Origin of the sequence: Nonomuraea sp. NPDC049625, from assembly GCF_040675285.1 — a bacterium.
Taxonomy (GTDB): domain Bacteria; phylum Actinomycetota; class Actinomycetes; order Streptosporangiales; family Streptosporangiaceae; genus Nonomuraea; species Nonomuraea angiospora_A.
Genome location: NZ_JBFAOQ010000006.1, coordinates 501,736 through 525,684 on the forward strand (window position 1 = coordinate 501,736; position 23,949 = coordinate 525,684).

General features: G+C 73.9%; 18 protein-coding genes and 1 pseudogene. 15 read left to right on the forward strand and 4 right to left on the reverse strand.

Translation table 11 applies throughout. The annotated features are described in order from the left end of the window. Positions 1-13: 13 nt before the first annotated feature. The 3 genes from AB0J87_RS28290 to AB0J87_RS28300 form a co-directional block, all read right to left on the reverse strand. Positions 14-985 carry a glycosyltransferase family 2 protein gene (locus AB0J87_RS28290; protein WP_363969873.1) on the reverse strand — a complete coding sequence of 324 codons (972 nt, stop codon included), beginning with the start codon at positions 983-985 and terminating at the stop codon, positions 14-16. A gap of 66 nt (positions 986-1,051) precedes the next feature. Beyond that, positions 1,052-2,602: a carboxylesterase family protein gene (locus tag AB0J87_RS28295; RefSeq protein ID WP_363969875.1), complete on the reverse strand. Its 1,551-nt coding sequence runs from the start codon at positions 2,600-2,602 to the stop codon at positions 1,052-1,054. Continuing rightward, the gene (locus AB0J87_RS28300; RefSeq protein ID WP_363969877.1) at positions 2,599-5,097 is read right to left on the reverse strand and encodes a glycoside hydrolase family 3 N-terminal domain-containing protein; all 2,499 of its coding nucleotides are present in this window, start codon (positions 5,095-5,097) and stop codon (positions 2,599-2,601) included. The genes AB0J87_RS28295 and AB0J87_RS28300 overlap by 4 nt, the downstream gene beginning before the upstream one ends. Positions 5,098-5,362: 265 nt before the next feature. On the opposite strand from AB0J87_RS28300, the gene AB0J87_RS28305 reads away from it, so the two are divergent. The 15 genes from AB0J87_RS28305 (at position 5,363) to AB0J87_RS28375 (ending at position 22,622) form a co-directional block, all read left to right on the forward strand. Next, positions 5,363-6,238, forward strand: a complete 876-nt coding sequence (locus AB0J87_RS28305; RefSeq protein ID WP_363969879.1) for an IclR family transcriptional regulator — start codon at positions 5,363-5,365, stop codon at positions 6,236-6,238. Positions 6,239-6,310: 72 nt separating this feature from the next. Next, positions 6,311-8,137, forward strand: coding sequence for an aldehyde ferredoxin oxidoreductase C-terminal domain-containing protein (locus tag AB0J87_RS28310; RefSeq protein WP_363969881.1), 1,827 nt, complete (start codon positions 6,311-6,313; stop codon positions 8,135-8,137). Positions 8,138-8,224: 87 nt separating this feature from the next. Then, the gene (locus AB0J87_RS28315; protein WP_363969883.1) at positions 8,225-8,983 is read left to right on the forward strand and encodes an SDR family NAD(P)-dependent oxidoreductase; all 759 of its coding nucleotides are present in this window, start codon (positions 8,225-8,227) and stop codon (positions 8,981-8,983) included. Between the two features lie 2 nt (positions 8,984-8,985). After that, entirely contained in the window at positions 8,986-10,326 is a 1,341-nt protein-coding gene (locus AB0J87_RS28320) for an adenylosuccinate lyase family protein (RefSeq protein ID WP_363969885.1), read from the forward strand. Then, positions 10,319-11,266, forward strand: coding sequence for a thiamine pyrophosphate-dependent dehydrogenase E1 component subunit alpha (locus AB0J87_RS28325; RefSeq protein ID WP_363969888.1), 948 nt, complete (start codon positions 10,319-10,321; stop codon positions 11,264-11,266). Before AB0J87_RS28320 ends, AB0J87_RS28325 begins: the two co-directional genes overlap by 8 nt. After that, positions 11,259-12,242: a transketolase C-terminal domain-containing protein gene (locus tag AB0J87_RS28330; protein WP_363969890.1), complete on the forward strand. Its 984-nt coding sequence runs from the start codon at positions 11,259-11,261 to the stop codon at positions 12,240-12,242. The genes AB0J87_RS28325 and AB0J87_RS28330 overlap by 8 nt, the downstream gene beginning before the upstream one ends. Further along, on the forward strand, positions 12,239-13,207 hold the full coding sequence (locus AB0J87_RS28335; protein ID WP_363969892.1) for a sugar ABC transporter substrate-binding protein: 969 nt from the start codon (positions 12,239-12,241) through the stop codon (positions 13,205-13,207). The genes AB0J87_RS28330 and AB0J87_RS28335 overlap by 4 nt, the downstream gene beginning before the upstream one ends. Further along, positions 13,189-14,748: a sugar ABC transporter ATP-binding protein gene (locus AB0J87_RS28340; protein WP_363969894.1), complete on the forward strand. Its 1,560-nt coding sequence runs from the start codon at positions 13,189-13,191 to the stop codon at positions 14,746-14,748. The genes AB0J87_RS28335 and AB0J87_RS28340 overlap by 19 nt, the downstream gene beginning before the upstream one ends. After that, entirely contained in the window at positions 14,738-15,931 is a 1,194-nt protein-coding gene (locus AB0J87_RS28345) for an ABC transporter permease (protein ID WP_363969896.1), read from the forward strand. The genes AB0J87_RS28340 and AB0J87_RS28345 overlap by 11 nt, the downstream gene beginning before the upstream one ends. Then, complete coding sequence (locus AB0J87_RS28350) at positions 15,928-16,389, forward strand: VOC family protein (protein ID WP_363969898.1); 462 nt, start codon at positions 15,928-15,930, stop codon at positions 16,387-16,389. Before AB0J87_RS28345 ends, AB0J87_RS28350 begins: the two co-directional genes overlap by 4 nt. Before the next feature lie 40 nt (positions 16,390-16,429). Then, positions 16,430-17,278, forward strand: coding sequence for an amidohydrolase family protein (locus tag AB0J87_RS28355; RefSeq protein ID WP_363969900.1), 849 nt, complete (start codon positions 16,430-16,432; stop codon positions 17,276-17,278). A gap of 43 nt (positions 17,279-17,321) precedes the next feature. Then, positions 17,322-18,428, forward strand: a complete 1,107-nt coding sequence (locus AB0J87_RS28360) for a Gfo/Idh/MocA family oxidoreductase (RefSeq protein WP_363969902.1) — start codon at positions 17,322-17,324, stop codon at positions 18,426-18,428. Then, the gene (locus AB0J87_RS28365) at positions 18,425-19,426 is read left to right on the forward strand and encodes a LacI family DNA-binding transcriptional regulator (RefSeq protein WP_363969904.1); all 1,002 of its coding nucleotides are present in this window, start codon (positions 18,425-18,427) and stop codon (positions 19,424-19,426) included. The genes AB0J87_RS28360 and AB0J87_RS28365 overlap by 4 nt, the downstream gene beginning before the upstream one ends. 164 nt (positions 19,427-19,590) lie before the next feature. Then, the gene (locus AB0J87_RS28370; RefSeq protein ID WP_363969906.1) at positions 19,591-20,622 is read left to right on the forward strand and encodes a LacI family DNA-binding transcriptional regulator; all 1,032 of its coding nucleotides are present in this window, start codon (positions 19,591-19,593) and stop codon (positions 20,620-20,622) included. Beyond that, positions 20,619-22,622 carry a beta-galactosidase gene (locus AB0J87_RS28375; RefSeq protein ID WP_363969908.1) on the forward strand — a complete coding sequence of 668 codons (2,004 nt, stop codon included), beginning with the start codon at positions 20,619-20,621 and terminating at the stop codon, positions 22,620-22,622. Before AB0J87_RS28370 ends, AB0J87_RS28375 begins: the two co-directional genes overlap by 4 nt. A gap of 10 nt (positions 22,623-22,632) precedes the next feature. On the opposite strand, the pseudogene AB0J87_RS28380 reads toward AB0J87_RS28375, so the two are convergent. Beyond that, positions 22,633-23,849 (reverse strand): annotated as a pseudogene (locus tag AB0J87_RS28380) (RNA-guided endonuclease TnpB family protein). Between the last annotated feature and the right edge of the window lie 100 nt (positions 23,850-23,949).

Sequence of the window (23,949 nt, forward strand, 5' to 3'; positions counted from 1 at the left end):
CCAGACGGCCGGGTCAGGCGGGGGCTCCCTTGAGCACGCGCAGGGAGCCCACCGCGAGGCCGGTGACGAGCACCACGTGGACCGCCAGGTGGACGGTCATGAAGTAGGCGGTGAAGGCCGTCCCCCGCTCCCGGTGCACGAACCGCAGCAGCCGCGGATCGGCCACCACGAACCACCCCACCAGCGCGACCGGCACCGCGAACAGGCCGGGATGCACCAGCCCCAGCGGCAGGGACGCCAGCGCGAGCGCGCAGGCGAGGATGCCGGCCCGGCTGTTGGCGTTCTCGGGCTTGGCCGCGCCGCGCCTGGCCGTGGCCAGGGCCAGCGGGATCAGCGGCAGCGCGCGCCGCCACTGCTCGGCGAGCACCGGCAGGAACCGGTGCCCCTCGTCGTGGCGGCCCATCACCTCGTCGGTCAGCAGGATCCTGGTGCGCACGGCCAGGCGGCTGCTGTACTCCACGTCCTCGCTGTCGCGCAGGCCCTCGTCGAGCCGGCCCGCCTCCAGCCACACCGAGCGGCGGATCGCGGCCAGCGCGAACACGACGCTGTTGACCTCGCCGAGGTGCCTGCGCCGCCAGTGGACCTGGTGGAGCAGGCGATACCACTCGACCGGGCCGTCGTCGATGAGCGGCTCGGTGTCGTAGACGCCGTGGACGCAGCCGACCCCGGGATCCTCCTCCAGGATCCGGACGGCGCCCGCGACCGCGTCCGGGCGTAACGCCACGTCGCTGTCGAGGAAGAAGATCACGTCGCCGGTGGTGCTCTCCACCCCGGCGTTCCTGGCCGCCGAGACGCCGCGGTTGTCGGGGAGCCGGACGACCCGGCAGCCCAGCTCCTCGGCGATGGCCGGGGAGCCGTCGCCGCTGGCGTCGTCCACCACGACGATCTCGTCGGGCGGCCGGGTCTGGGACAGCGCCGACTCCAGGCACAGGCGCAGGGTCCTGGCCGCGTTGTAGCACGGCACGATCAGGGAAACTCTCGTCACGGGGGCCGCCCTTCGCGAGTCCTGGGTCCTCCATGATCTCGCGGCCGGCCCTCGCGGCGCATCATCTCAGCCGGCCTCCCACAGGTCGCAGTTGTGCTCGGCGAGCATCGTGGCCAGCGGGACCGGCGTGGACTTCCCGCCCGCCCTCAGGGACATGACGAGGGAGGTCCCGTTGAAGGCCGGCCAGCGCGCCGAGTACGCGGCCCGCGGCTGCCCGCCGATCGTGAACGACCCCCAGTAGTGCACCATGTCGCGGGCCAGCCGCCGCTCCGAGGCGTCGAACGTCGGCGCGATCGGGGTTCCGTTGTCGAAGCTCGGCCACAGGTAGGCCAGCTCGGCGGCGTGCCCCGCGCCCCACTCGTAGCCGGCCGGCTCGGGGCTCAGGCCGGGGCCGGTGCGGTGGTCGAAGCGGTAGCCGTACACGCGGGTGTGGGTGGACAGGGCCTCGATGAAGCGCAGCGTCGGGCAGCCGCCGAGGCCGGCCAGGAAGCCGGAGTCGGTGAAGACGGCCGCCGCCAGGTACGCCGAGGTGAACTGGTCGGACTGCGCCGGCCACGGATACCTGGCCAGGACGGCGTCGGCGCGGTCGGGGAAGAGGCCGCGGACCCAGCCCTCGTACTGCTCCTTGGTCCAGCCGCGGGCGCCCTGCAGGAACGTGCGGCCCTCGTCGCGGTTGGCGCCGACGATCAGGGGGACCCGCTGGAAGCGGCCCGCCCGCACGGCGGTGTCGGGGTTCTCCGGCAGGGCGGGCGTGCCGTACAGGAACGAGGCGAACTGCGGCCCGTCGACCAGCTTGGCCGCGCTCAGCCCGCGCAGGCAGGCCAGGTCGGTGCAGCCGAGCGCGGTGGCGACGGAGGCGCCGGCCTGCTCGCCGTCCGCGTACGGGCGGCTGGTGCAGGACCCGCTCTGGATGATCGCGCGGGCGAACAGCCCGGCCGAGGCGGGAGAGGCGAGGTTGGCGCAGACGGAGAAGCCGCCGGCCGACTCGCCGTCGATGGTGACCTGGCGGGGGTCGCCGCCGAACGCGGCGATGTTGCGGTGCACCCAGCGCAGCGCGGCCTGCTGGTCGGCCAGGCCGTAGTTGCCGGACGTGCCCGCTTCGGCTGCCAGCAGCGGGTGGGCCAGGTAGCCGAACACGCCGAGCCGGTAGTTGACGCTCACCACGACGACGTTCTCGAGCTGGGCGATCAGGGTGCCGTCGTGCTGGTTGGCCGAGCCGTTCTGCAGGCCGCCACCGTGGATCCAGAACAGCACGGGCAGCCGCTGCCCGGCCTTCGTTCCGGCGGGGCGGAACACGTTGAGGTAGAGGCAGTCCTCGGTCTCGGAGCGGGGGCCGTTGGTGCTGGCGGCGGCGGGGCAGCGGTTGCCCCACTGGGACGCGTCGCGCACGCCCTGCCAGGCGGGCGCCGGCCGGGGTGCCCGCCAGCGCAGCTCGCCGGTGGGCGGGGCGGCGTACGGGAGGGCGAGGAAGCGGTCGACGCCGTCCGCGCGAGCCCCGCGTACGAAGCCGGTGTCGGTACGCGCCGTCGGCCGGTCGCCGCCGGACGCGGCGGCGGGCACGGGGAGGGAGGCGGCGGCCAGGGCCGCCGCGGCGAGCGCGATCAGTAATCGTCTCATCGGACTGTGACCTCCTGACGTAGACGCAGGTCCCTGGAGGAGGACCCGACGTGGACGGTACGGCGGCCCCTCGCGAGGGTCCATCGGCCGTCCGACCAGTACTGCAGTGCGCGCAGCGGCACCGTCACGGTGACGCGGCGCCGCTCGCCGGGCGACAGCGGCACCCGGGCGAACCCGGCGAGCGCGCGGGGCGGCATCGGGACCGGCGGGCCGGGCGGCGAGCCGAGATACACCTGCGGCACCTCCACCCCGGCGCGCCGGCCGGTGTTGGCGACCGTGAAGGACACGCTGAGCCCGCCGCCCGCGGCCCGCACCGACAGGCCGTCGTACTGGAAGCGGGTGTAGGACAGGCCGTGCCCGAAGGGGAACAGCGGCTCAATGCCGTGCGCGTCGTAGTGCCGGTAGCCGACGAGCACGCCCTCGCTGTAGTCCGCGACCCCGCCCACGCCCGGGTAGCGCTCGGGCTGCGCGGTCGGCACGTCCTCGGCCCGCACGGGGAACGTCACCGGCAGCTTGCCGCCCGGGCAGGCCCCGCCGAGCAGGAGCGTGGCGGTGGCGTCGGCGCCCTCCTGGCCCGGGTACCACATCTGCAGGATCGAGGACACGTTCCGCACCCACGGCATGAGCACCGGGTCGCCGGTGTTGAGCACGACCGCGCTGCGGGCGTTGGCGGCGGCGACGGCCCCGATGACCGGGTCCTGGCCGTTCGGGAGGGCGAGGGCGGCCCGGTCGGCGCCCTCGGTGCCCTCGTTGAAGGCGAACACGAGCGCCGCCCGCGCCCCCTTGGCCAGCGCGGCGGCCTCGCGCAGCGCCTCCTGGCGGCGCTGCGGGGTGACCCAGGCCAGCCTGACCTGCAGCGGCGTGCCGGCGATGCCGGTGGCCGCGACGGTGACGGGCTTGGCCACCCCGGCTTCGAGGCGGACGGTCGCGCCGGCGTTCGTCAGGCCGCCGGAGGTCGCGATGAGGCTGCTGTTGCCGCCGATGAGGGCGCCGACCGAGCCGATCCTGACACCGTCGAGGGTCAGCGAGATCGAGCCGTTGAACGACGGCACTCCGCCCGCGCCCTGGATGCGCAGGTCGTAGTCGCCGGTCGCGGGCGCGGTGAGCGTGCCCGTCCATGTCCACGACGAGCCGGCGGGCAGGGCGTCCGCGCCGGTGTGGTCGACCTGGGCGGCGGCCTGCGGGGTGCCGCCCTGCTGGGCGCGCTGGAGCACCAGCGCGGAGGCGGGCACCGGGACCCCTTCCAGGTCCACGCCCGTGGCCCAGCGGATGCGGCTGCCCGGGCCGGCCTGGCGGCGCAGGGCGGTCAGCGGGCTCTCGGCGCTCGCGGGGATCACCCTGGCGCTTCCTCCGCCGCCCACCAGGGGGCTGGCCGCGGTGGGGCCGATGACGACCAGGTCGGCCAGGTCGGCGCGGCCCAGCGGCAGCAGGTCCCGTTCGTTGCGCAGCAGCACGGCGCCGGCCAGCGCGATCTCCTTCGCGGTGCGGGCGCCGCCCGCCGGGTCCGGGGAGGGCCGCGGCCGGCCGCCGCCGAGCAGGCCGAACCGGTCGAGCTGGACGAGGACGCGGCGCACCGCGGTGTCCACCACCGACTCGGCCAGCTGCCCGGAGGCGACGGCGGCGGCCAGGCCCCCGTAGTTGACGCCGAAGGGCATCTCCATGTCCATCCCGGCGGTGAGCGCGGGCGCGCCGCTGTGCGTGGCGAACCAGTCGGACATCACCCAGCCGGCGAAGTGCCATTCGTCGCGCAGGATCCCGGTCAGCAGGTGCGGGTGCTCGGCGGCGTACACGCCGTTGACGTGGTTGTAGGCGGCCATGACGGCGCCCACACCCGCCTGCACGGCGGCCTCGAAGGCCGGCAGGTAGATCTCGCGCAGGGTCCGCTCGTCCACCTTGACGTCGATCGTCTGGCGGGCGTTCTCGAAGTTGTTGGCCGCGTAGTGCTTGACCGTGGCGATGAGGCCCTCGCCCTGGATGCCGCGGATCTCGCCGGCGACGAGCGCGGCGGCCAGCAGCGGGTCCTCCCCGAGCGTCTCGAAGTTCCGGCCGGCCTGCGGCACCCGGACGATGTTGGTCATCGGCGACAGCAGGACGTCCATGCCCAGCGCGCGGCCCTCCCTGCCGATGACCGCCCCGAACCGCCGGGCGAGGTCGGGGGCGAACGTCGCGGCGAGCGCCACCGGCGCGGGCAGGGCGGTGGCGTTGGCCGTGACGCGCACGCCGGCGGGCCCGTCGGCCAGGCGGATCTCGGGGATGCCGAGGCGGGGCACGCCGGGCACGTACCCGGCCTGGCCCTTGGAGGCGGGGTCGGTGCCGCCGTGCAGCAGCGAGACCTTCTCCTCCAGCGTCAGCTGCCGCAGGAGCGCGTCGACGTCCACCCGGCGGACGGCGCTGGGGGCGGTCCACTGCGGGGCGACGGCCGCGGCCAGGGCGGCCGCGCCGAGCAGCCGGGCCGCGTCGCGGCGGGTCAGCGACGGGTTGAGCGCTTCAGCCATGTGAACAGCTCCTTCGAGGAACGGGCCGACCGGCTGGGGTCGCGCCCGCAACATATGAGCCGCGGAGAGGTTGCGTAACCGCGTTCTCCGTTGAACGGAAGACTTTTCAGAACGTCGTTCGGTGTGTTTCTGGATTGTTACCCATCGCAACAAACTCTGGGGCTTCGAGGACTGGACCCGCAGGCAGCACGGGTTTACGTTGCCGCAAACAACATAAAAACCGGAACATCGCGGGGTGACAGGTCCGAACCGGGAGGCGGCGACCATGACCACAACCGACGACGGCCCGGCCGCGGCCACGATGCGCCGCGGCGTGCACGCGCCCGGCAGTGTCAAACAGCCGGCCAAGCAGCCGGCGGGCCGGACGGCTTCCGGAAGTGCGCGGCGGCCCGCCGGCCGGACCGTGACGAGCCGGGTCCTCAGCGTGCTCAGCGCGTTCTCCGGCGAGTGCCCCAGGCTGAGCCTGTCCGACATCAGCCGCCGCGCCTCGATGCCGTTGACGACGGCGCACCGGCTGGTCAGCGAGCTGATGTCGTGGGGCGCGCTGGAACGCGACCGCGACGGCCGGTACCAGATCGGGCTGCACCTGTGGGAGGTGGGCGCGCTGGCTCCGCGCGGGCTGGGCCTGCGCGAGGCCGCCATGCCGTTCCTGGAGGACCTGTACGAGGTCACCCACCAGCACGCCCAGCTCGCCGTCCTGGACGCGCCCGACGTGCTCTATCTGGAGCGGATCTCCGGCCGGGACGCGGTCGGCGTGCGCAGCCGGGTGGGCGGGCGCTTCCCGGCGCACGCCACCGGAGTCGGGCTGGCGCTGCTGGCCCACACGCCGCCCGCGACGCAGGAGGCGTACCTGGCCGGGCCGCTGGCGGCCTTCACCGACCGGACCATCGCGAACCCCGGCCGGCTGCGGGGGGTGCTGGCCGAGGTGCGGCGACACGGGTACGTCATCAGCGACCGGCAGGTCACGCTGGACGCGGTGTCGGTGGCGGCCCCCGTGCGGGACGCGGCGGACGAGGTGATCGCCGCGCTGTCGGTCGTGGTGCGGGTGGGCCAGCAGCAGCCGGGCACGCTCGTGCCGGCCGTCGTCGGCGCCGCCCGCGGGCTGTCGCGCTGGCTGCAGTCGCACCCGGGGCGGCCCTGACGGGGTTGCCTTTCGCGGGTGTTGTGTGATGTGGTGCGGCTCGCTTTCCTCTTTCGCTCTGGAGGCTTGACCGTGCCGTTCATTGTGGATCTGACCAGCGGGAACGTGGAGAAGGAGCAGCACCCGGGCGAGATCGGCGGGTCCGTGCTCGGGCTGCGGCTGATGGCCGGGCGCACGCCCGCCGGGCTCGATCCGTACGATCCGCGGGCGCTGCTGTACGTGGCGGCCGGGGTGCTGGGCGGGACGGCGGCGCCGGGGCTGGCCAAGGCGGTGTTCCTGGCGAAGTCGCCGCTGACGGGGGTGGCCGGGGAGTCCCACGCGCTGGGGCCGTTCGCGGCGGGCCTGCGCGGGGCGGGCGCCAAGGCGCTGGCCGTCACGGGGCGGGCCGCGCGGCTGTCCTACCTGCTCGTCCAGGACGGACAGGTGTCCCTGCACGACGCCTCCGAGCTGCGCGGGCTGGGCACGGCCGCGACGACGGACGCGCTGCGGGCGCGGCACGGCCAGGGCGCGCACGTGGCCGCGATCGGGCCGGCCGGGGAGAACCTCGTGCGGTACGCGAGCGTGGTGACCGACTACGCCTACGCCGCCGGGCGCTACGGGCTCGGCGCGGTCTTCGGGGCCAAGAACCTCAAGGCCGTCGTGTGCGTCGGCGAGGCCCCAACGGAGAGCGCGGCGGAGAGCACGACGGAGAGCGCGGCGGAGAGCACGACGGAGAGCGCGGCGGAGGTCGCCGACCCCGGGGCGATCGCCGGGCTGGCCGCCTACTACCGCGACTCAATGGCCACGAACCCGCTGGCGGCGATCCAGGCAGGGATGCCCGGCTTCGCCGGATGGGTGGGCGATCCGCCCGCCCCCGGGTACGCCGCGGTGCGCAACTTCTCGGTGACCGGCGCGCACGGGCTGCGGGTCCCGTCCGCGGCCGACTACGACGGGCGCGCGGTGGCGACCACCGGGGCCTGCCCCGGCTGCCCCAACGACTGCCTCAAGGTGTACGCGCCCCCTGGGCTCGCCGAGCGGCGGACCGGCGGGCTGGGGCAGGAGGCGTTCCTGTCGCTCGGCTGGAACCTCGGGATCGACGACCTCGACACCGTGCTGGCCGCCAACGCCCGCTGCAACGACCTCGGGCTGGACCCGGTCTCCCTCGGCGGCACGCTGGCGTTCGCCATGGAGTGCGCCGAGCGCGGGCTGCTCCCCGGCGGGCCCGCGTTCGGCGACCCCGAGGCGTTGCCCGGGCTGATCGACGACGTGGCGGGGCGTACGGGCGAGATGGGCGACCTGCTGGCCGAGGGCGCGGCGCGGGCGGCCGCGAAGCTCGGTCCGGCCGCGGCCCCGTACGCCATGACCGTCAAGGGCGCCGAACTGCCCTGCTTCGACCCCCGCGTCCAGCCGGGCATCGGCCTCGGGTACGCGATCGCCCCCGGCGGGCCGCGCTACGACGCGCTGGAGCACGACCTCGACTTCGACCCCGTGGCCGGGCTGGCCTACAGCTTCGGCGAGGCCCGGCGGATCGGGGCGGAGCCCGCGCCGGTCGCCGGGCTCGACGCCGAGCGGGGCCGGCGCACCGCCCGGCTGCTGCGGCTGTGGAGCGGGCTCGACGCGCTCAACCTGTGCGTCTTCGCCTCCTCCCCCACCCGCCCGCTGACCCTCGACCACCTGAGCGCCCTGGTCACCGCCGTCCTCGGGCGGGAGTTCACCCTGGACGACCTGCTGGCGGCCGGTCAGGCGCGGCTCGACGCGATGCGCGCCTACGCGACCCGTGAGGGCGGCGGTCCCGACGAGCTGCCGCCCCGGATGCACGAGGAGCCCGTCGCTGCGGGGCCCCACGAGGGCGCGGTGCTGGACCGCGCCTCGTTCGAGCTCGCCCGGGCCGCCTTCTACGAGGAGCTCGGCTGGGGCTGATTTCCCGAAAAACGCTCTTGTCCGGTTTGCGCGGTTCGCGTTATGGTCTGGTCAATCGTTTGAACGAGAGACGGGAGACCATCGGGGATGGCTGTCACGATCGACCTGGACGGGCGGACGGCGCTCGTCACGGGCGGCTCGGGAGGGCTCGGGTTCGCGTGCGCCCGCGCGCTGGCCGACGCGGGAGCGGACGTCGTGCTCTCCGACCTGGAGGGCCCGCGGCTGAGCGAGGCGGCGGCCGAGCTAGGCGCCGAGGCCCGGCCGGCCGACCTCACCGACCCGGCGCAGGCGGCGGCGCTGGCGGGCGCCCGCGACCGGATCGACGTGCTGGTGAACTGCGCCGGGATCATGCGCACCACCCCGCTGCTCGACATCGAGCCCGGCGAGTGGCTGCGGATCGTGGACGTCAACCTCAACGCCACATTCTGGCTCACCCAGGCCGTCGGGCGCGGGATGGCCCTGCGGGGCGGCGGCTCGATCGTGACGCTGGCCTCGGTGGCCGCCCGCTCGGGCCGCCCCAACGCCGCCCACTACTCCGCCACCAAGACGGCCCTGCTCTCCTTGACGAAGTCGGCGGCCGAGGCGCTGGCCCCCGTGCGGGTGAACGCCGTGTGCCCCGGCGTCTTCCTCACCCCCATGTGGGACGAGATCATCGCCGACCGCGACCGGCGGTTCGGCCCCGACGCGGGCGCCGGCTACCTGAAGGAGGTCAGCGAGCGCTCCCCGCTGCGCCGCCCCGGACGTCCCGAGGAGGTCGCCTCCGCGGTGCTCTTCCTGGCCAGCGACCTGGCGTCGTTCGTGACGGGCCAGGCTCTCAACGTCGACGGCGGACTGGAGATGAACTGACCGTGCGCCAGACGTTCAAGCTGCTGCCCGAGCTGTTCGGCGACGGCGCGATGACCGAGATCTTCTCCGCCGAGCGGACCGTGCTCGCCTGGCTGCGCACGGAGGCCGCGCTGGCCCGCGCCCAGGCCGAGGAGGGTGTGATCTCCGAGGCCGACGCGCGGGCCATCGAGGCGGCCTGTGTGCCGGCCAACATCGACGTCCGGCGCCTCTGGTCGGAGGCGGTCAACGTGGGCTACCCGATCCTGCCCCTCGTACGGATGATCTCCGCCGCGCTCCCCGAGGGGCCCAACGGCCGCGTCCACTACGGCGCGACCACGCAGGACATCATGGACACCGGCCTGGCCCTGCAGATGGGCGAGGCCCTCGACCACCTGCGGGCGCTGCTCGGCTCGTTCGGCGGCGCGCTGGCCCGGCTGGTGGCCGCGCACGCCGGCACCGTCGTCGCCGCCCGCACGCACGCCCAGCAGGCGGTGCCCACGACGTTCGGGGCGAAAATGGCGGTGCTGCTGGCGGAGGTGACGCGCCAGCGCGACCGGGTGGGCGAGGCGGCGCGGCGAGTGCGGGTCGTGTCGCTGTTCGGCGCGGGCGGGACGTCCGCCGCGATGGGCGAGCGCTCCAGCCTGGTGCGCGAGCGCATGGCCGGGGTGCTCGGCCTCGGCACAACCGAGGTGCCCTGGCACGTGGCCAGGGACGGCGTCGCCGAGTTCGGCGTGACCTGCGCGAGCCTGGCGGCCACGGCGGCCCGCTTCGCCCGCGAGGTCGTGGACCTGTCCAGGACCGAGGTCGGCGAGGTGCGCGAGGCGGGCGGGCACCACCGCGGCGCGTCCTCCACGATGCCGCAGAAGGCCAACCCGATCGGCTGCGAGGCCGTCATCGGCATGTCCGGCACGGCGGGCGCGCTCAGCTCGGGCCTGTTCCGCGCGATGGAGGCCGGCCACGAGCGGGCCGCCGGCGAGTGGCAGGTCGAGTGGTACGTGGTGCCGCTCCTGGCCGAGCTGGCCGCGGGCGCGCTGGCCACCGCCGCCGGGGTCGCCGCCGGGCTGCGGGTCTACCCGGAGGCCATGCGGGCCAACCTGGGCGCCGAGGGCGGGCTGATCATGGCGGAGGCGTACATGATGAGGCTGGCCCCGGCGCTGGGCCGGGAACGGGCGCACGACCTGGTCTACAAGGCGGCGCACGAGGCCCGCGAGCGCGGGCGGGCGCTGGCCGACGCGCTGCGCGACGTGGCGGGACCGGACGATCTGGCGAGCCTGGGCGCGCTGCCCATCCCGCCCGAGTCCTACATCGGCGACGCCGAGGCGATCTGCGCCGCGGCGCTCGAAGCCTGGAGATGTGATGAGTGAACGCAGGCTCGCGGATTTGCTGGCCATGTGGCGGATCCGCGCGTTCGAGGAGAAGGTGCGCGACCTGCGAGCGGAAGGGCCGATCGTCGGCTCGGTGCACCTGTGCATCGGGCAGGAGGCCGTCCCGGTGGGCGCGTGCGACGTGCTGGAGCCGCACGACGCGCTGTTCGCGACCTACCGCGGGCACGGCTGGGCGCTGGCCAGGGGCGTGCCCGCGCAGGCGCTGTTCGCCGAGCTGGCGGGCCGGGCGACGGGCGTGAACGGCGGCCGGGGCGGCTCGGCGTACTTCACCGCGGCCGAGTACGGCTTCCACGGCGAGAACTCGATCGTGGGCGCGGGCGCGCCGATCGCGTGCGGGGCGGCGCTGGCCGGCCGGCACGACGGCTCGAACCGGGTGGCCGTGAGCGTCTTCGGCGACGGCGCGATGAACCAGGGCGCGGTGCACGAGGCGATGAACTTCGCCGCCGCGTTCTCCCTGCCCGTGGTGTTCGTCTGCGAGAACAACCGCTACTCCGAGCTGACCCCGATCGCCGACATGGTGCGCAACACGCGCCTGGCCGACCGCGCCGCCGCGTACGGGATGCCGGGTCGCCGCGTCGACGGCAACGACGTGGAGGCCGTGCGCTTCCACGTGCGCGACGCGCTGGAGGTGGCCCGCGAGGGCGGCGGGCCGACGCTGCTGGAGTGCATGACCGAGCGCCTGGTCGGCCACTACATCGGCGACGCGGAGACCTACCGGCAGCCCGGCGAGCTGGAGCGGATCGGCAGGCGCGAGCCGATCGCCCGGCTGCGCGAGGGCCTGCTCGCCGACGGGGTACCGGCCGCCGACCTGGACGCCGTGGAGCGCGGGGCGCGGGCCGAGATGGCCTCCGCCGCCGAGCGCGCGCTGGCCGCGCCCCTCGCCGACCCCGCCACCGCAAGGGAGCACCTGTATGCCTGACCTGTCCTACGGCGAGGCCGTGAACGCGGCCCTGCACCGCCTCATGGAGGAGCTGCCGGAGACGCTGGTGTACGGCGAGGACGTCGGCGTGCCCGGCGGCGTGTTCGGCGTGACCAGGGGCCTGCGCAAGCAGTACGGCGACCGCGTGTTCGACACCCCGATCAGCGAGTCGGCGATCCTCGGCAGCGCGGTGGGCGCGGCGATGTTCGGCCGCCGCCCGATCGTCGAGATCATGTGGGCCGACTTCTCCCTCGTGGCGCTGGACCAGATCGTCAACCAGGCGGCCAACGTCCGCTACGTGTCGGGCGGGCGGCTGCGGGCCCCGCTGACCATCCGCACCCAGCAGGGCAACGCGCCGGGCGCGTGCGCGCAGCACTCGCAGTGCCTGGAGGCGCTCTTCCTGCACGTGCCGGGGCTGCGGGTGTGCATGCCGAGCACGCCGCAGGACGCCTACGACCTGCTGGTGACGGCCGTGCACGGCGACGACCCGGTGCTGGTGGTCGAGAACCGCACGCTGTACTTCGGCCCGAAGGAGCCGGTCAGGACGGACGGCCCGGTCCAGCCGATGGGCGGGGCGCGCACCCGCCGCGCGGGCTCCGACGTCACGGTCGTCACCTGGGGTGCGATGACGCACCGGGTGCTGGCGGCGGCCGAGGCCCTGGCCGGCGAGGGGGTCGAGGCCGAGGTGCTGGAGACGCCGTGGCTCAACCCGTTCGACACCGGGGCCGTGATCGAGAGCGCGCGCCGCACCCGCAGGCTGGCCGTCGTCCACGAGGCGAACGTCACCGGCGGCTTCGGCGCCGAGATCGTCGCCCGGGTCGCGGGCGCCGGGGTGGCGCTGGCCGCGCCGCCGATCCGGATCGGCGCGCCCGACGTGCGGATGCCCGCGGCGCCGGTCCTCGCGCAGGCCCTGGTCCCCGACGCCACGCGGATCACTCAGGAAGTCAAACGTTTGACCGAAGCAGGAGCACCATGAAGAAGTCATTCCTCGTCGCCGCGGCCCTGATCGCCGGCGCGACGGCCTGCGGCGGCGGTTCCACCGGTGCGACGGGCACGAAGCAGTACACGATCGGCGTCTCCAACCTGGGCCTGAGCTTCCCCTTCCCGGCCGCCATCGGCAAGGGCGTCAAGGAGGAGGCCGCCAGGCTCGGCGTGCGGATCGTCGAGCTGGACGCGCAGGGCAAGGCCGACAAGCAGAGCAACGACGTCCAGGACCTCATCGCCCAGCAGCCCGACGGCGTGCTCATGCTGCCGGTGGACTCCGGCGTCGCCCAGGGGCTGGCCGACCGGCTCAAGGCCGCGAACATCCCCACCGTGGCCGTGGCCTCCCAGGTCGGCGACCCCAAGGCGCGCAAGCTCAAGGACGTCTACCCCGGCCTGGTGGCGCTGGTCACCCAGGACGAGTACGCCGCGGGCGGCAAGGCGGGCGAGATCGCGGCCGGCGTCGTGCCGGGCGGCGGCAAGCTCGCGGTCGTGGAGGGCCAGGCCGGGTTCGCCGAGGTGGTCAACCGCTTCCAGGAGTTCCCCACGTCGGCCGCGGCCAAGGGCGCCACGTACGAGGTCGTGGCCCGCCAGCCGGGCGACTGGGTGCAGGACAAGGCCCAGTCGGCCTGCCAGAACATGCTCTCCTCCCACCCCGACACCCAGCTCTTCTACGCCCAGTCCGACGACATGGCCGTGGGCTGCGCCAAGGCGGTGTCGGCGGCCGGCTCCAAGGCCAAGATCGTCGGCATCGGCGGCAGCAAGCTCGGCATCGACGCCGTGCGGTCGGGCGCCATCTCCGGCACCGTCTGCTACAAGCCGGAGGACCTCGGCAAGCTCGCCCTCGACACCCTCTACAAGCACCTGACCGGGGAGAAGAAGCAGGACGCGGCCTTCGTCACGTACGACACCCCGGCCATCACCAAGGACAACCTCGCCGATTGCACGCCGCAATGGTGAGCCTGCTGTCGCTGGAGGGCATCGGCAAGGAGTTCCCCAACGGGACGGTCGCGCTGCGGGACGCCCGCCTCACCGTGCACGCGGGCAGCGTGCACGGCCTGGTCGGGGCCAACGGCGCGGGGAAGTCCACGATGATCAAGGTCATCGCGGGCGCGCACCCGCCCACCTCGGGGGTCGTGCGCTGGAAGGGCGAGCGGGCCGTCTGGCGCACCCCGGGCGCCGCGCGGAAGGCGGGCGTGGCGACGATCATGCAGCACGTGCCGCTCGCCCCCACGCTCACCGTGCTGGAGAACGTCTTCCTCGGCGCGCCCGGACCCTGGCGGCTGCCGCGGTCGAGGCGCGCGGAGTTCGCCCGGCTGCTGGAGCGGGTCGGCTACGCCATCGACCCGGACGCGGAGGTCGCCGGCCTCGCGATCGGCGAGCGGCAGATGGTGGCCGTCCTCCAGGCGCTGGCCACGGGCGCGGAGCTGGTCGTGATGGACGAGCCGACCGCCTCGCTCGCCGAGGGCGAGCGGCAGGTGGTGTTCGACGTGGTCCGCCGCCTGTCCACGCAGGGCACGGCGTTCCTGTACGTCTCGCACTTCCTGGACGAGGTGCTGTCGCTGACCGACCGGGTCACGGTGCTGCGTGACGGCACGGTCGTGGACGAGGGCGCGACCGCGGACTACGACGAGGACCGGCTCGTCCAGGTCATCGTCGGCCGCGACCTCCTCGACGTGGAGCGGCGCAGCGCGGCCCCCGTGCCGCCGGACGCCCCCGTCCTGCTGTCGGTCCGCGGGCTCGGCTCGGCGACGGGCGTGCGCGACGTGTCGTTCGAGGTCAGGGCGGGCGAGGTGGTCGGGCTCGCCGGGCTGCTGGGCTCGGGGCGCTCGGAGATCCTGCACGCGCTCTACGGCGCCGACCCCAGAGCGTACGGCGAGGTGCTGGTCGAGGGCCGTCCGGTACGCCGCGGCCCGCGCGCAGCGGTGGCCGCCGGCATGGCGCTCGTGCCCGAGGACCGCGGCGCCCAGGGCCTGGTGGGCACCTTCCCCATCTGGAAGAACATCTCGCTGCCCGACCTGGCGGCCCTGTCGTCGGGCCGCTCGCTCCCGCGCGAGGCCGCCGAGACCGAGCGGGCCGGTCGGGCCATCGCCGACCTCGGCATCGTCTGCCCCGGCCCGGACGCCCTGCCGGGCGAGCTGTCCGGCGGCAACGCGCAGAAGGTCGTGTTCGGCAAGTGGCTGTACGGCGGCGCGCGGGTGTTCCTGCTCGACGAGCCCACCGCCGGGGTGGACGTCGGGGCCAAGGCGGACCTCCTCGAACTGGTCCGCCGCTTCGCCGCCGGCGGCGGCGCGGTGATCGTCGTGAGCAGCGAGTTCGAGGAGATCCTCGCGGTGGCGAGCCGGGTGCTGGTCGTGCGCGAGGGCCGGATCGTCGCCGAACGACCGGCACACGAGACATCCGAGGAGGAGTTGCTGATGCTGGCGAACGGATTAAGCGGCGGATTCAGTGGCGAATTCGGCGGCGGATTCGGCGAGGGAGGCGCCCACGATGCCGCCTGAGACCCCCGGGCGCTCCCGGTGGGCGGCGGCCCTCAGGCCGGGCAACGCGGGCGTCGTCTACGCGCTCGTGCTGATCGTCGCCGTCCTGACGCTGCTGACCGCCCAGCTGGGCCGCCCGTCCTACCTGTCGCCGACGAACGTCGTCAACGTCCTCGACCAGTCCTCCCTCATCGCGATCCTCGCCGTCTTCACCACGGTGGTCCTGATCAGCGGGAACTTCGACCTGTCGGTCGCCTCGGTGGCCGCGTTCTCGGCCGCGACCGTGCTCAGCCTGGTCGCCCCGCTCGGCCTGCCCGCCGCGATGGCGATCGCGCTCGGCGCCGGGCTGGTGTGCGGGGCGGTGAACGGGCTGATCGTGCAGCTCGTCGGCATCAACGCGTTCATCGTGACGCTGGGCACCATGACGGCGGTGCGCGGGCTGGTGCTCATCCTGACCGACGGCCGCACGATCACCGCCGAGGACCCGAACGCGCAGCGCTCGCTGATCGCGCTGCAAGCCGGTTACTGGACGGTCCCGCACGTCCTGGCGGTCCTCGGGGCGGCGGCCGTGCTCGCCGGCGTGGTCCTGCTGGCGCGCCGGTCGGGCCGGGCCGGGGTGGTGACCGTCATCGCGGGCGTGGTGGCCGTCGCGCTCAGCCCGGTGCTCGGGTTCGAGCTGCGGCTGAGCAAGCCCACGTACTATCTGATCGTGATCGCCGGGGTGACCTGGGCGGTGCTGCGCTACACCGTGATCGGCCGCCGCCTGTACGCGGTGGGCGCCAACGCCGAGGCGGCTCGCCTGTCCGGCATCAACGTCAACCGCTACAAGATCGGCGCTTTCGTCCTGAACGGGCTCGGCTCCGGCTTCGTCGGCGTGCTGTTCGCCGCCAAACTGCTGGCCATCAACCCGACGGGATTGCAGGGCACCGAGCTGACCGTGCTCGCGGCGGCCATCCTCGGCGGCACCTCGCTGTTCGGCGGCCTGGGCAGCGTGCTGAAGTCCGTGGTGGGGGCGCTGATCCTGTTCACCCTGGACAACGGCTTCAACGTGGTCAACCTGGGCGCCAACTACCAGGGCGTCATCGTGGGCACGGTCGTGGTGGTGGCCGCCGCCATCTACACCGTGGCGGGCAGGCAGAGACAGGTGCGCCGCGTACGCGACCCGAAACCGCGACCGACCCTCAGACAGGAGGCGCTCCAGTGAGAGGCGTCTGGCACTTCTCCTTCACGGTCTCCGACCTCGACAGGTCCGTGGAGTTCTACCGCGACCTGCTCGGGTTCGCGCTGGTGCACCGGCAGGAGCAGGACAACGACTACACCCGCCGGCTCGTCGGCTACCCCGACGCCGTGCTGCGCGTGGCCCAGCTCGCCGTGCCCGGCCAGCCCCGCGGCGTCTCCACGCACGACCTGGAGCTGGTCGAGTACGTACGGCCGAAGGGCGCCCCGCGCGACCCGGCCCGCCACCTGCCGGGCGCCGCGCACCTGGCGCTCACCGTCGAGGACGCCCTCGCCGAGCACGCCCGGCTGGCGGCGGCCGGGGTGCGCTTCGTCAACCCGCCCGAGGCGATCACCGCGGGGGTCAACCGGGGCGGCTACGCCTGCTACTTCCTCGACCCCGACGACATCACCTTGGAGCTCGTACAACCGCCGGATAACCCCTAATATGTGCACGCTCAAACGATTGATCACGTGAGGAGGCTGGATGACCGTCGTCGACGCCCACCAGCACTTCTGGAACCTGGAGACGGGCTCGTACCCGTGGCTGACGCCCGAGCACGGGCCGATCCACCGCACGTTCGAGCCGGCGGAGCTCATCCCCCAGCTCGCGGCGGCCGGGGTCGGCCGCACGGTGCTGGTGCAGTCGATGGACTCCTACGCCGACACCGACGCCATGCTCGCGCAGGCGGACGCGCACGACTTCATCGGCGCGGTGGTGGGCTGGGTGCCGCTGCACCGGCCCGGCGAGGCGGCCGAAGCGCTGGAGCGGTACCGGCGGCATCCCAGGTTCGCGGGGGTGCGGCATCTCATCCACGACGAACCCGACCCCGACTGGGTGCTCCAGGACCCGGTGATCGAGGGGCTCGGGCTGCTGGCCGCGGCCGGGCTGCCGTTCGACGTGGTGGCGGTGCTGCCGCGGCACCTGAAGCACGTGCCGGTGCTGGCCGAGCGGGTGCCGGGGCTGCGGATGGTGATCGACCACCTGGCCAAGCCGCCGATCGAGGAGAAGGGCTGGGAGCCGTGGGCGTCCCTGCTCGCCCGCGCGGCCGAGTGCCCGGGCGTGTACGCCAAGGTGTCCGGCCTGAACACGGCGGCCGACGCCGCCACGTGGACGGCCGGGGACCTGCGGCCCTACGTGGAGCACGCGCTGGAGGCGTTCGGCCCCGAGCGGCTGATGTTCGGCAGCGACTGGCCGGTGGCGCTGCTCGCCGGCGACTACGCGAAGGTGTGGCGGGAGACGAACGTCCTGCTGTCGGGGCTCCCGCCCGCCGACCGCGCGGCCGTACTCGGCGGCACCGCCACCCGCTTCTACGGCCTCCAGGAGGCGCCATGACCCTCCGCCACATCCCCGGCCTGCTCGCCCGGGAGGCCGCCGCGTGATCGACGTGTTCGCGCCCATCTCCGCCGCGGCCGACCTGTCCATCCCGGCCGCGCACCGCCTGCCCGTCGCCGTCGTCGGCGCCGGGGCCATCGTGGACGTGGCCCACCTGCCCGCCTACCGGCAGGCCGGGCTGGAGGTGACCGGCCTGTACGACCTCGACGCCGATCGCGCCGCCGAGGTGGCCCGGCGGCACGGGGTGCCCAGGACGTACGGCTCGCTGGAGGAGCTGCTGGCCGACGAGCGCGTGGCCGTGGTGGACATCGCCGTCGCGCCCGGCGCGCAGCCCGGCATCGCGCGGGCGGCGCTGGCGGCGGGCAAGCACCTGATGTGCCAGAAGCCGTTCGCGCCCGACGTGGCGACCGGCCGGGGCATCGTCGACCTGGCGGCGGCCAGCGGCCTGAAGGTCGCGGTCAACCAGCAACTCCGCTTCGATGAGGGCATCGCCGCCGCCCGGGCCATGGTGCGCGCGGGCTGGATCGGCGAGCCGACGGCGATGACGTTCACCGTGAACATCCTCACCGACTGGAGCGCCTGGGACTGGCTGGTCACCACCGACCGGCTGGAGATCGTCTACCACTCCATCCACTACCTGGACGCGATCCGCTCGATCCTGGGCGACCCCGAGCTGGTCTTCTGCACCGGCAGCCGCACGCCCGGCCAGCTCGCCAAGGGCGAGACGCGCACGATGAGCACGCTGGTGTACCCGGGCGACCTGCGGGCGCTGGTGCACGTCACGCACGAGAACCGCGCCGGCGACCAGGAGGCGTCCTTCCGCGTCGACGGCACGGAAGGCGCGATCAAGGGCACGCTCGGCCTGCTGTACGACTACCCGCACGGCCGCCCCGACACCCTGGCCGTGCACAGCCGGGCGCTGCCGACGGACGGCTGGCTGCCGTACCCGGTGACCGGGCGGTGGCTGCCGGACGCGGTGGCCGGGCCGATGGGCTCGCTGCTGCGGGCCGTCGCGGAGGGCGGCGAGCCGGAGACCTCCGGCGCCGACAACCTCGGCACGCTGCGCCTGCTCGACGCGCTCTACCGCTCGATGGACACCGGCGAGAGCGTGCGCTGCCGCCCGGCGGACAGGGGAGGATCGTCGTCATGAAGCGTTCCCGGGTCACGCTGGCCGACGTCGCCGCCGTCGCCAAGGTCGACCGGGCGGTCGTCTCCCGCGTCGTCAACAAGGATCCCACGCTCAACATCCGGCCGGAGACGCGGGAGCGGGTGCTGGCGGCGGTCGAGGAGCTCGGCTACCGGCCCAACGTGGCCGCGCGGAGCCTGCGCACGTCACGGGCGCACATGTTCGGGCTGTTCATCCCCGACTTCGCCAACCCGGTCTACGCGGAGATCATCAAGGGCGCGGAGGCGGAGGCGGCCTCGCAGGGCTACGTGCTGGTCACCGGCAGCGCGTCGGGCGCGGCGCTGGGCGACTACATGGACCGGATCGGGCAGGGCCGCATCGACGGCCTGCTGCTGGCCGGGACCGGCGACGAGTCGGGGCTCATCGCGCAGCTCGACCGGTCCGCCATCCCGTGGCTGATGCTCAACAACCGCAGCAGGAGCGTCAAGCGCTACGTCATCCTCGACGACGCGCGGGCCGCCGCGCTGGCGGTGGAGCACCTCGTACGCCTGGGCCACCGACGCATCGCCCACCTGGCGGGCCCGGCGCGCGCCGACACGGCCACGCGCAGGTCGGCAGGCTACTCGGCGGCGATGCGCGAGGCCGGGCTGCCGGAGGGGCCGATCGTGGCGGCCGACTACACGCCGGCGGGCGGGGCGGCGGCGATGGCCCGGCTGCTGGCCGCCCCCGAGCGGCCGACGGCGGTGTTCGTCGCCAACGTGGCCTCGGCCATCGGGGCGATGGAGGGCGTGCGCGCGGCCGGGCTGGAGATCCCGCGGGACGTCTCGATCGTCGCCGTGCACGATCTGGAGCTGGCCAGCTACCTCAATCCCGCGCTCACGACGGTGCGGATGCCGCTGGGCGAGCTGGGCCGCCGCGGCGTGACCCTGCTGGCCAGCCTGAAGCCGGACGACACGGTGGCGGAGGTGCTGGCCGGGCCGATCGAGCTGATCCAGCGCCGGTCCACGGCTCCCCCGCCCTGAGCCGTCAGGCGTCACGAAGATCCGCTACGGGCCCGGCCGGGAGGCGGGCGATGCCCTGCGCGCGGGCCCGTGATTTGGGACGACCGATTCCACCCCATTGACAGCCCCGCAAACCGCGTCCTACGTTGTGCGAAACGTTTCGACCCCAGCGGATCGGCAGTGGCATGTCTTCGATACGTGACGTGGCGGAGCGGGCGCGGGTCGCGGTGAGCACCGTGTCCGCCGCGCTCAACGGCACCCGCCCCGTGGCGGCGGACACCCGGCGGCGGATCGAGCAGGCGGCGGCCGAGCTGGGATACCGCCCGAGCCTGCTGGCCCGTGGCCTGCAGAGCAAGCGCACCCGCATCCTGGCCCTGCTGTACCCCACCCCGCGCAGCGGTTTCGGGCTGACCGAGATGCAGTTCGCCACCGGCGCCGCGGAGGCGGCCCGCGAGCTGGGCTACCACCTGCTGCTCTCCCCCGAGCACGCCGAGCCGGTCGAGGAGCTGCGCCACATCACGGGGCTGGGGCTGGTGGACGGCGTGCTGCTGATGGAGGTCGGGCTGGACGACGAGCGCACGGAGTTCCTCGTGGAGGCGGGCGTGCCGTTCAGCATGATCGGGCGGACCCGCGACCCGGGCTCGATCGACTACGCCGACATCGACTTCGCGGCCACGGCCACGGCCGCCGTGACGCACGTGGCCGGGCTCGGGCACCGCAAGCTGGCCTTCTTCAACCTCTCGGCCGACCGGTACGCGGCGCGGTACGGGCCCGCGATCCGGGCCGGGGCGGAGTTCGCCGAGGCCGCCCGCGCGGCCGGGATCGGCTACGTCGACGACTTCCGGCCCGGCTCGGCCGACGAGGGCGGGCAGGCGTTCGAGCGGCTGGTCGCCGCGCATCCCGACACGACGGCGCTGGCGGTGATGGACGACCACGCGGCGGTCGGGGTGATCGCGGCCGTGGCGGCGCGCGGCTGGCGGATCCCCGAGGACCTGACGCTGCTGCTGGTGCTGTCGTCGGCGCGGGTCGCCGAGATGTTCCACCCCAGGCTCACCACGCTGGAGCCGCTGAGCGCCGAGCTGGGCGGCCTCGGCGCCCGCATGCTCATCGACCGGCTGGAGGGCGACGGGCCGCCCGCGCAGCGGCTGCTGCCGTGCCGCCTCGTCGTCGGCGACAGCTCCGCACCACCCCGCGAAGGCGAAAGGACCGGATCGTGACGGGACGACTGGGCACGCACACGCTCACCGCCGGGCGCGGGCTGCTGTTCGGCGGCGACTACAACCCCGAGCAGTGGCCCGAGCACGTGTGGGCCGAGGACGCCGAGCTGATGCGGGCCGCCGGGGTCAACCTCGTCACGGTCGGCGTCTTCAGCTGGGCGCGCATCGAGCCGGAGCCGGGCAAGCGGGACTTCGCCTGGCTGGACCGGGTGCTCGACCTCATGGGCGAGGCCGGGATCGCGGTGGACCTGGCCACCCCCACCGCCTCGCCGCCCCCGTGGCTGGGGCACCGGTGGCCGCAGACCCTGCCGGTCGACGAGGCCGGGCACCGCCTCTGGTACGGCTCGCGCAACCAGTTCTGCCCGTCGTCCCCCGTCTACCGGGAGCGGGCGCTGGCGATCGTGAGCGACCTGGCCGACCGGTACGCGGGCCACCCGGCCCTGGCGCTGTGGCACGTGGGCAACGAGTACGGCCAGGTCTGCCACTGCGACGACTCCGCCGAGGCGTTCCGTGCCTGGCTGCGGGAGCGCTACGGCGACCTGGACGCGCTCAACGAGGCGTGGGGCACCACGTTCTGGAGCCAGCGCTACAGCGACTGGGCCGAGATCCTCACCCCGCGCCGCGCCCCCTGCATCATCAACCCCTCCCAGCAGCTCGACTTCTGGCGTTTCGGCTCCGACGCGCTGCTCGCCCACTTCCGCGCCGAACGCGACCTCCTGCGCGCCAGGACCCCCGGCATCCCGGTCACCACCAACTTCATGGGCCTGTTCAAGCCGGTCGACTACTGGTCGTGGGCGGACGAGGAGGACATCGTCTCCAACGACCACTACCCCGACCCGTCGGACCCGCTCGCGCCCGCCCGCACGGCCCTCACCCACGACCTCATGCGCGGCCTGGCCAAGGGCAGGCCGTGGCTGCTGATGGAGCAGGCCGCCGGCGCGGTCAACTGGCGCCCGCACAACCCGCCCAAACCACCCGGCCGGCTCAGGCTGGAGTCGCTGCAGGCGCTCGCCCGCGGCGCGGACGGGCTGTGCTACTTCCAGTGGCGGGCCTCCCGGTTCGGCGCCGAGCGCTTCCACTCCGCGATGCTCCCGCACGCCGGACCCGACACCCGCCTGCACGCCGAGGTCCGCGCGCACGGCCGGGAGCTGCGCGAGCTGGCGTCCGTGGCGGGGCAGCCGGTGCCCGCGCGGGTGGCGATGGTCTTCGACTGGGCGAGCTGGTGGGCGCTGGAGGAGCGCGGCCGGCCGAGCGACCGCCTCACCGCGACCGACCAGCTCTTCGGCTACTACCTGCCGTTCTGGGAGCGCGGCGTGACCGTGGACCTGGTACCCCCCTCCGCCGCGCTCGACGATTACGCCCTCGTCGTGATTCCGAACCTGTTCCTGATCCGCGACGCCGACGCCGTGGCCCTGACCGCCTACGTACGCGGCGGCGGGGTCCTGGTCGTCGGCCCGTTCTCCGGGATCGTGGACGAGCGGGCGCACGTGCGTACCGGACGGTTCCCCGCGCCGCTGCGCGAGGTGCTCGGCGCGTCCGGCGAGGAGTGGCGGCCCGTGGACGGGCCCGTGCGGTGCCGGTGGGCCACCGGGGCGGAGTTCACGGCGCACGCCTGGACCGAGCTGGTCGCCGCGGAGGGGGCAGAGGTGGTGGCCGAGTTCACCCAGGGATTCGACGGGGGCGGGCCTGCGCTGTTGCGGCACCGGGCCGGGCAGGGGGTCGCCTGGTACGTGGCGACGATGCCCGAACCGGACGCGCTCGGCGAGCTGGCCGCGCGGGCGCTGGCCGACGCGGGCGTGCGGGGAGTCCTGCCGGACCTGCCGCCCATGGTCGAGGCGGTGCGCCGCGGCGACGTGCTGTTCCTGCTCAACCACGGCTCGGAGGCGGCGCGCGTGCCGCTCCCCCACCCGGCCACCGACCGGCTGACCGGATCCGCCGTGGACGGCCAGATCATGCTGGCTCCCCAGGCCGTCGCGGCCCTCGTTCAAGGAGCGGATTGACCTCCTCCCCCTAGCAAACGAGGGGGATTCCAACCGTCGCCGGTTGGCCTTCCTGCTTCACTGCCGGTCGCCCGCCCGAGAGGACTCTCGTTGAGGTCTTACACCAGCTCCACAGGCGTTTCAGCTCTCCGCCAGCCCGGCGGCGAGCACATTCTTCGCACCGTTGACGTCCCGGTCGTGGACCGCGCCGCAGCCGCAGGTCCATTCCCGGATGTTCAACGGCATCGCTCCTTGCAGGGCCCCGCAGGCCGAGCACAGCTTGGAGGAGGGAAACCAGCGGTCCACCGCCACCAGCGTGCGCCCGTACCAGGCGGCCTTGTACTCCAGCATCATCCGCAGGTCGCGCCAGGCCGCATCCGAGATGGCGCGGGCCAGCGAGCGGTTCTTGACCATATTGCGGACCGTCAGGTCCTCCACGGCGATCACTTGGTTCTCGCGAACAAGCCGTGTGGTCACCTTGTGCAGATGATCCCGGCGCCGGTCGGCGATCCGGGCGTACACCTTGCCCACGCGCAGCCGGGCCTTGGCCCGGTTGTTCGATCCCTTCTCCTTACGGGCGAGCGATCGCTGAGCCCTGGCCAGCTTGCGCCGGTCGGCACGCTCGTGACGCGGGTTGACGATCTTCTCACCGGTCGAGAGCGTGGCCAGCGCCGTGATGCCCGCGTCCACGCCCACCGACGACTCCACCGGCGGCAGCGGCGAGATCTTCTCCTCGACCAGGATGGACACGAACCACCGCCCGGCCGCGTCCCTCGACACCGTGACCGTGGACGGCTCGACCCCCTCGGGCAGCGGACGCGACCACACGATGTCCAGCGGCGCGTCCATCTTCGCCAGAAAGAGTTGGCCCTCACGCCAGCGGAACGCCGAGCGGGTGTACTCCGCGCTCGCGCGTGCCTTCTTCTTGCTCTTGAAGGTCGGATACCTCGCCCTGCGCGCGAAGAAGTTCGCGAACGCGGCTTGGAGGTGGCGCAGTGCCTGCTGCAACGGCACCGACGACACCTCGCCCAGGAACGCCAGCTCGGGTGTCTTCTTCCACGCCGTCAGCGCGGCGGAGGACTCCACGTAGGAGACCCGTTTGCCTTCCAGGATGTAGGCCCGGGTCCGCTCTTCCAGCGCCTTGTTGTAGACCAGGCGCACGCACCCGAACGTCCGGGCAAGCTCGGAAGCCTGCTCGGAGGTCGGGTAGAAGCGGTACCTGTAGGCCCGCTTCACGAGCTGCGCCACGCCTCACAATCTACGGGAAGATCAGTTAAATACTGCTCGATTGCAGTAGACGGCGGCCCGCCCGGCGGCGAATCGCCTTTCCTGCCTCGCTACGCGGGTG

Bases quoted from the DNA above. Each gene is read 5' to 3' on its own strand.
- AB0J87_RS28295 (WP_363969875.1), bottom strand. From the start codon at position 2,602: ATGAGACGATTACTGATCGCGCTCGCCGCGGCGGCCCTGGCCGCCGCC.
- AB0J87_RS28300 (WP_363969877.1), bottom strand. From the start codon at position 5,097: ATGGCTGAAGCGCTCAACCCGTCGCTGACCCGCCGCGACGCGGCCCGG.
- AB0J87_RS28305 (WP_363969879.1), top strand. From the start codon at position 5,363: ATGACCACAACCGACGACGGCCCGGCCGCGGCCACGATGCGCCGCGGC.
- AB0J87_RS28315 (WP_363969883.1), top strand. From the start codon at position 8,225: ATGGCTGTCACGATCGACCTGGACGGGCGGACGGCGCTCGTCACGGGC.
- AB0J87_RS28325 (WP_363969888.1), top strand. From the start codon at position 10,319: ATGAGTGAACGCAGGCTCGCGGATTTGCTGGCCATGTGGCGGATCCGC.
- AB0J87_RS28330 (WP_363969890.1), top strand. From the start codon at position 11,259: ATGCCTGACCTGTCCTACGGCGAGGCCGTGAACGCGGCCCTGCACCGC.
- AB0J87_RS28335 (WP_363969892.1), top strand. From the start codon at position 12,239: ATGAAGAAGTCATTCCTCGTCGCCGCGGCCCTGATCGCCGGCGCGACG.
- AB0J87_RS28345 (WP_363969896.1), top strand. From the start codon at position 14,738: ATGCCGCCTGAGACCCCCGGGCGCTCCCGGTGGGCGGCGGCCCTCAGG.
- AB0J87_RS28355 (WP_363969900.1), top strand. From the start codon at position 16,430: ATGACCGTCGTCGACGCCCACCAGCACTTCTGGAACCTGGAGACGGGC.
- AB0J87_RS28365 (WP_363969904.1), top strand. From the start codon at position 18,425: ATGAAGCGTTCCCGGGTCACGCTGGCCGACGTCGCCGCCGTCGCCAAG.
- AB0J87_RS28370 (WP_363969906.1), top strand. From the start codon at position 19,591: ATGTCTTCGATACGTGACGTGGCGGAGCGGGCGCGGGTCGCGGTGAGC.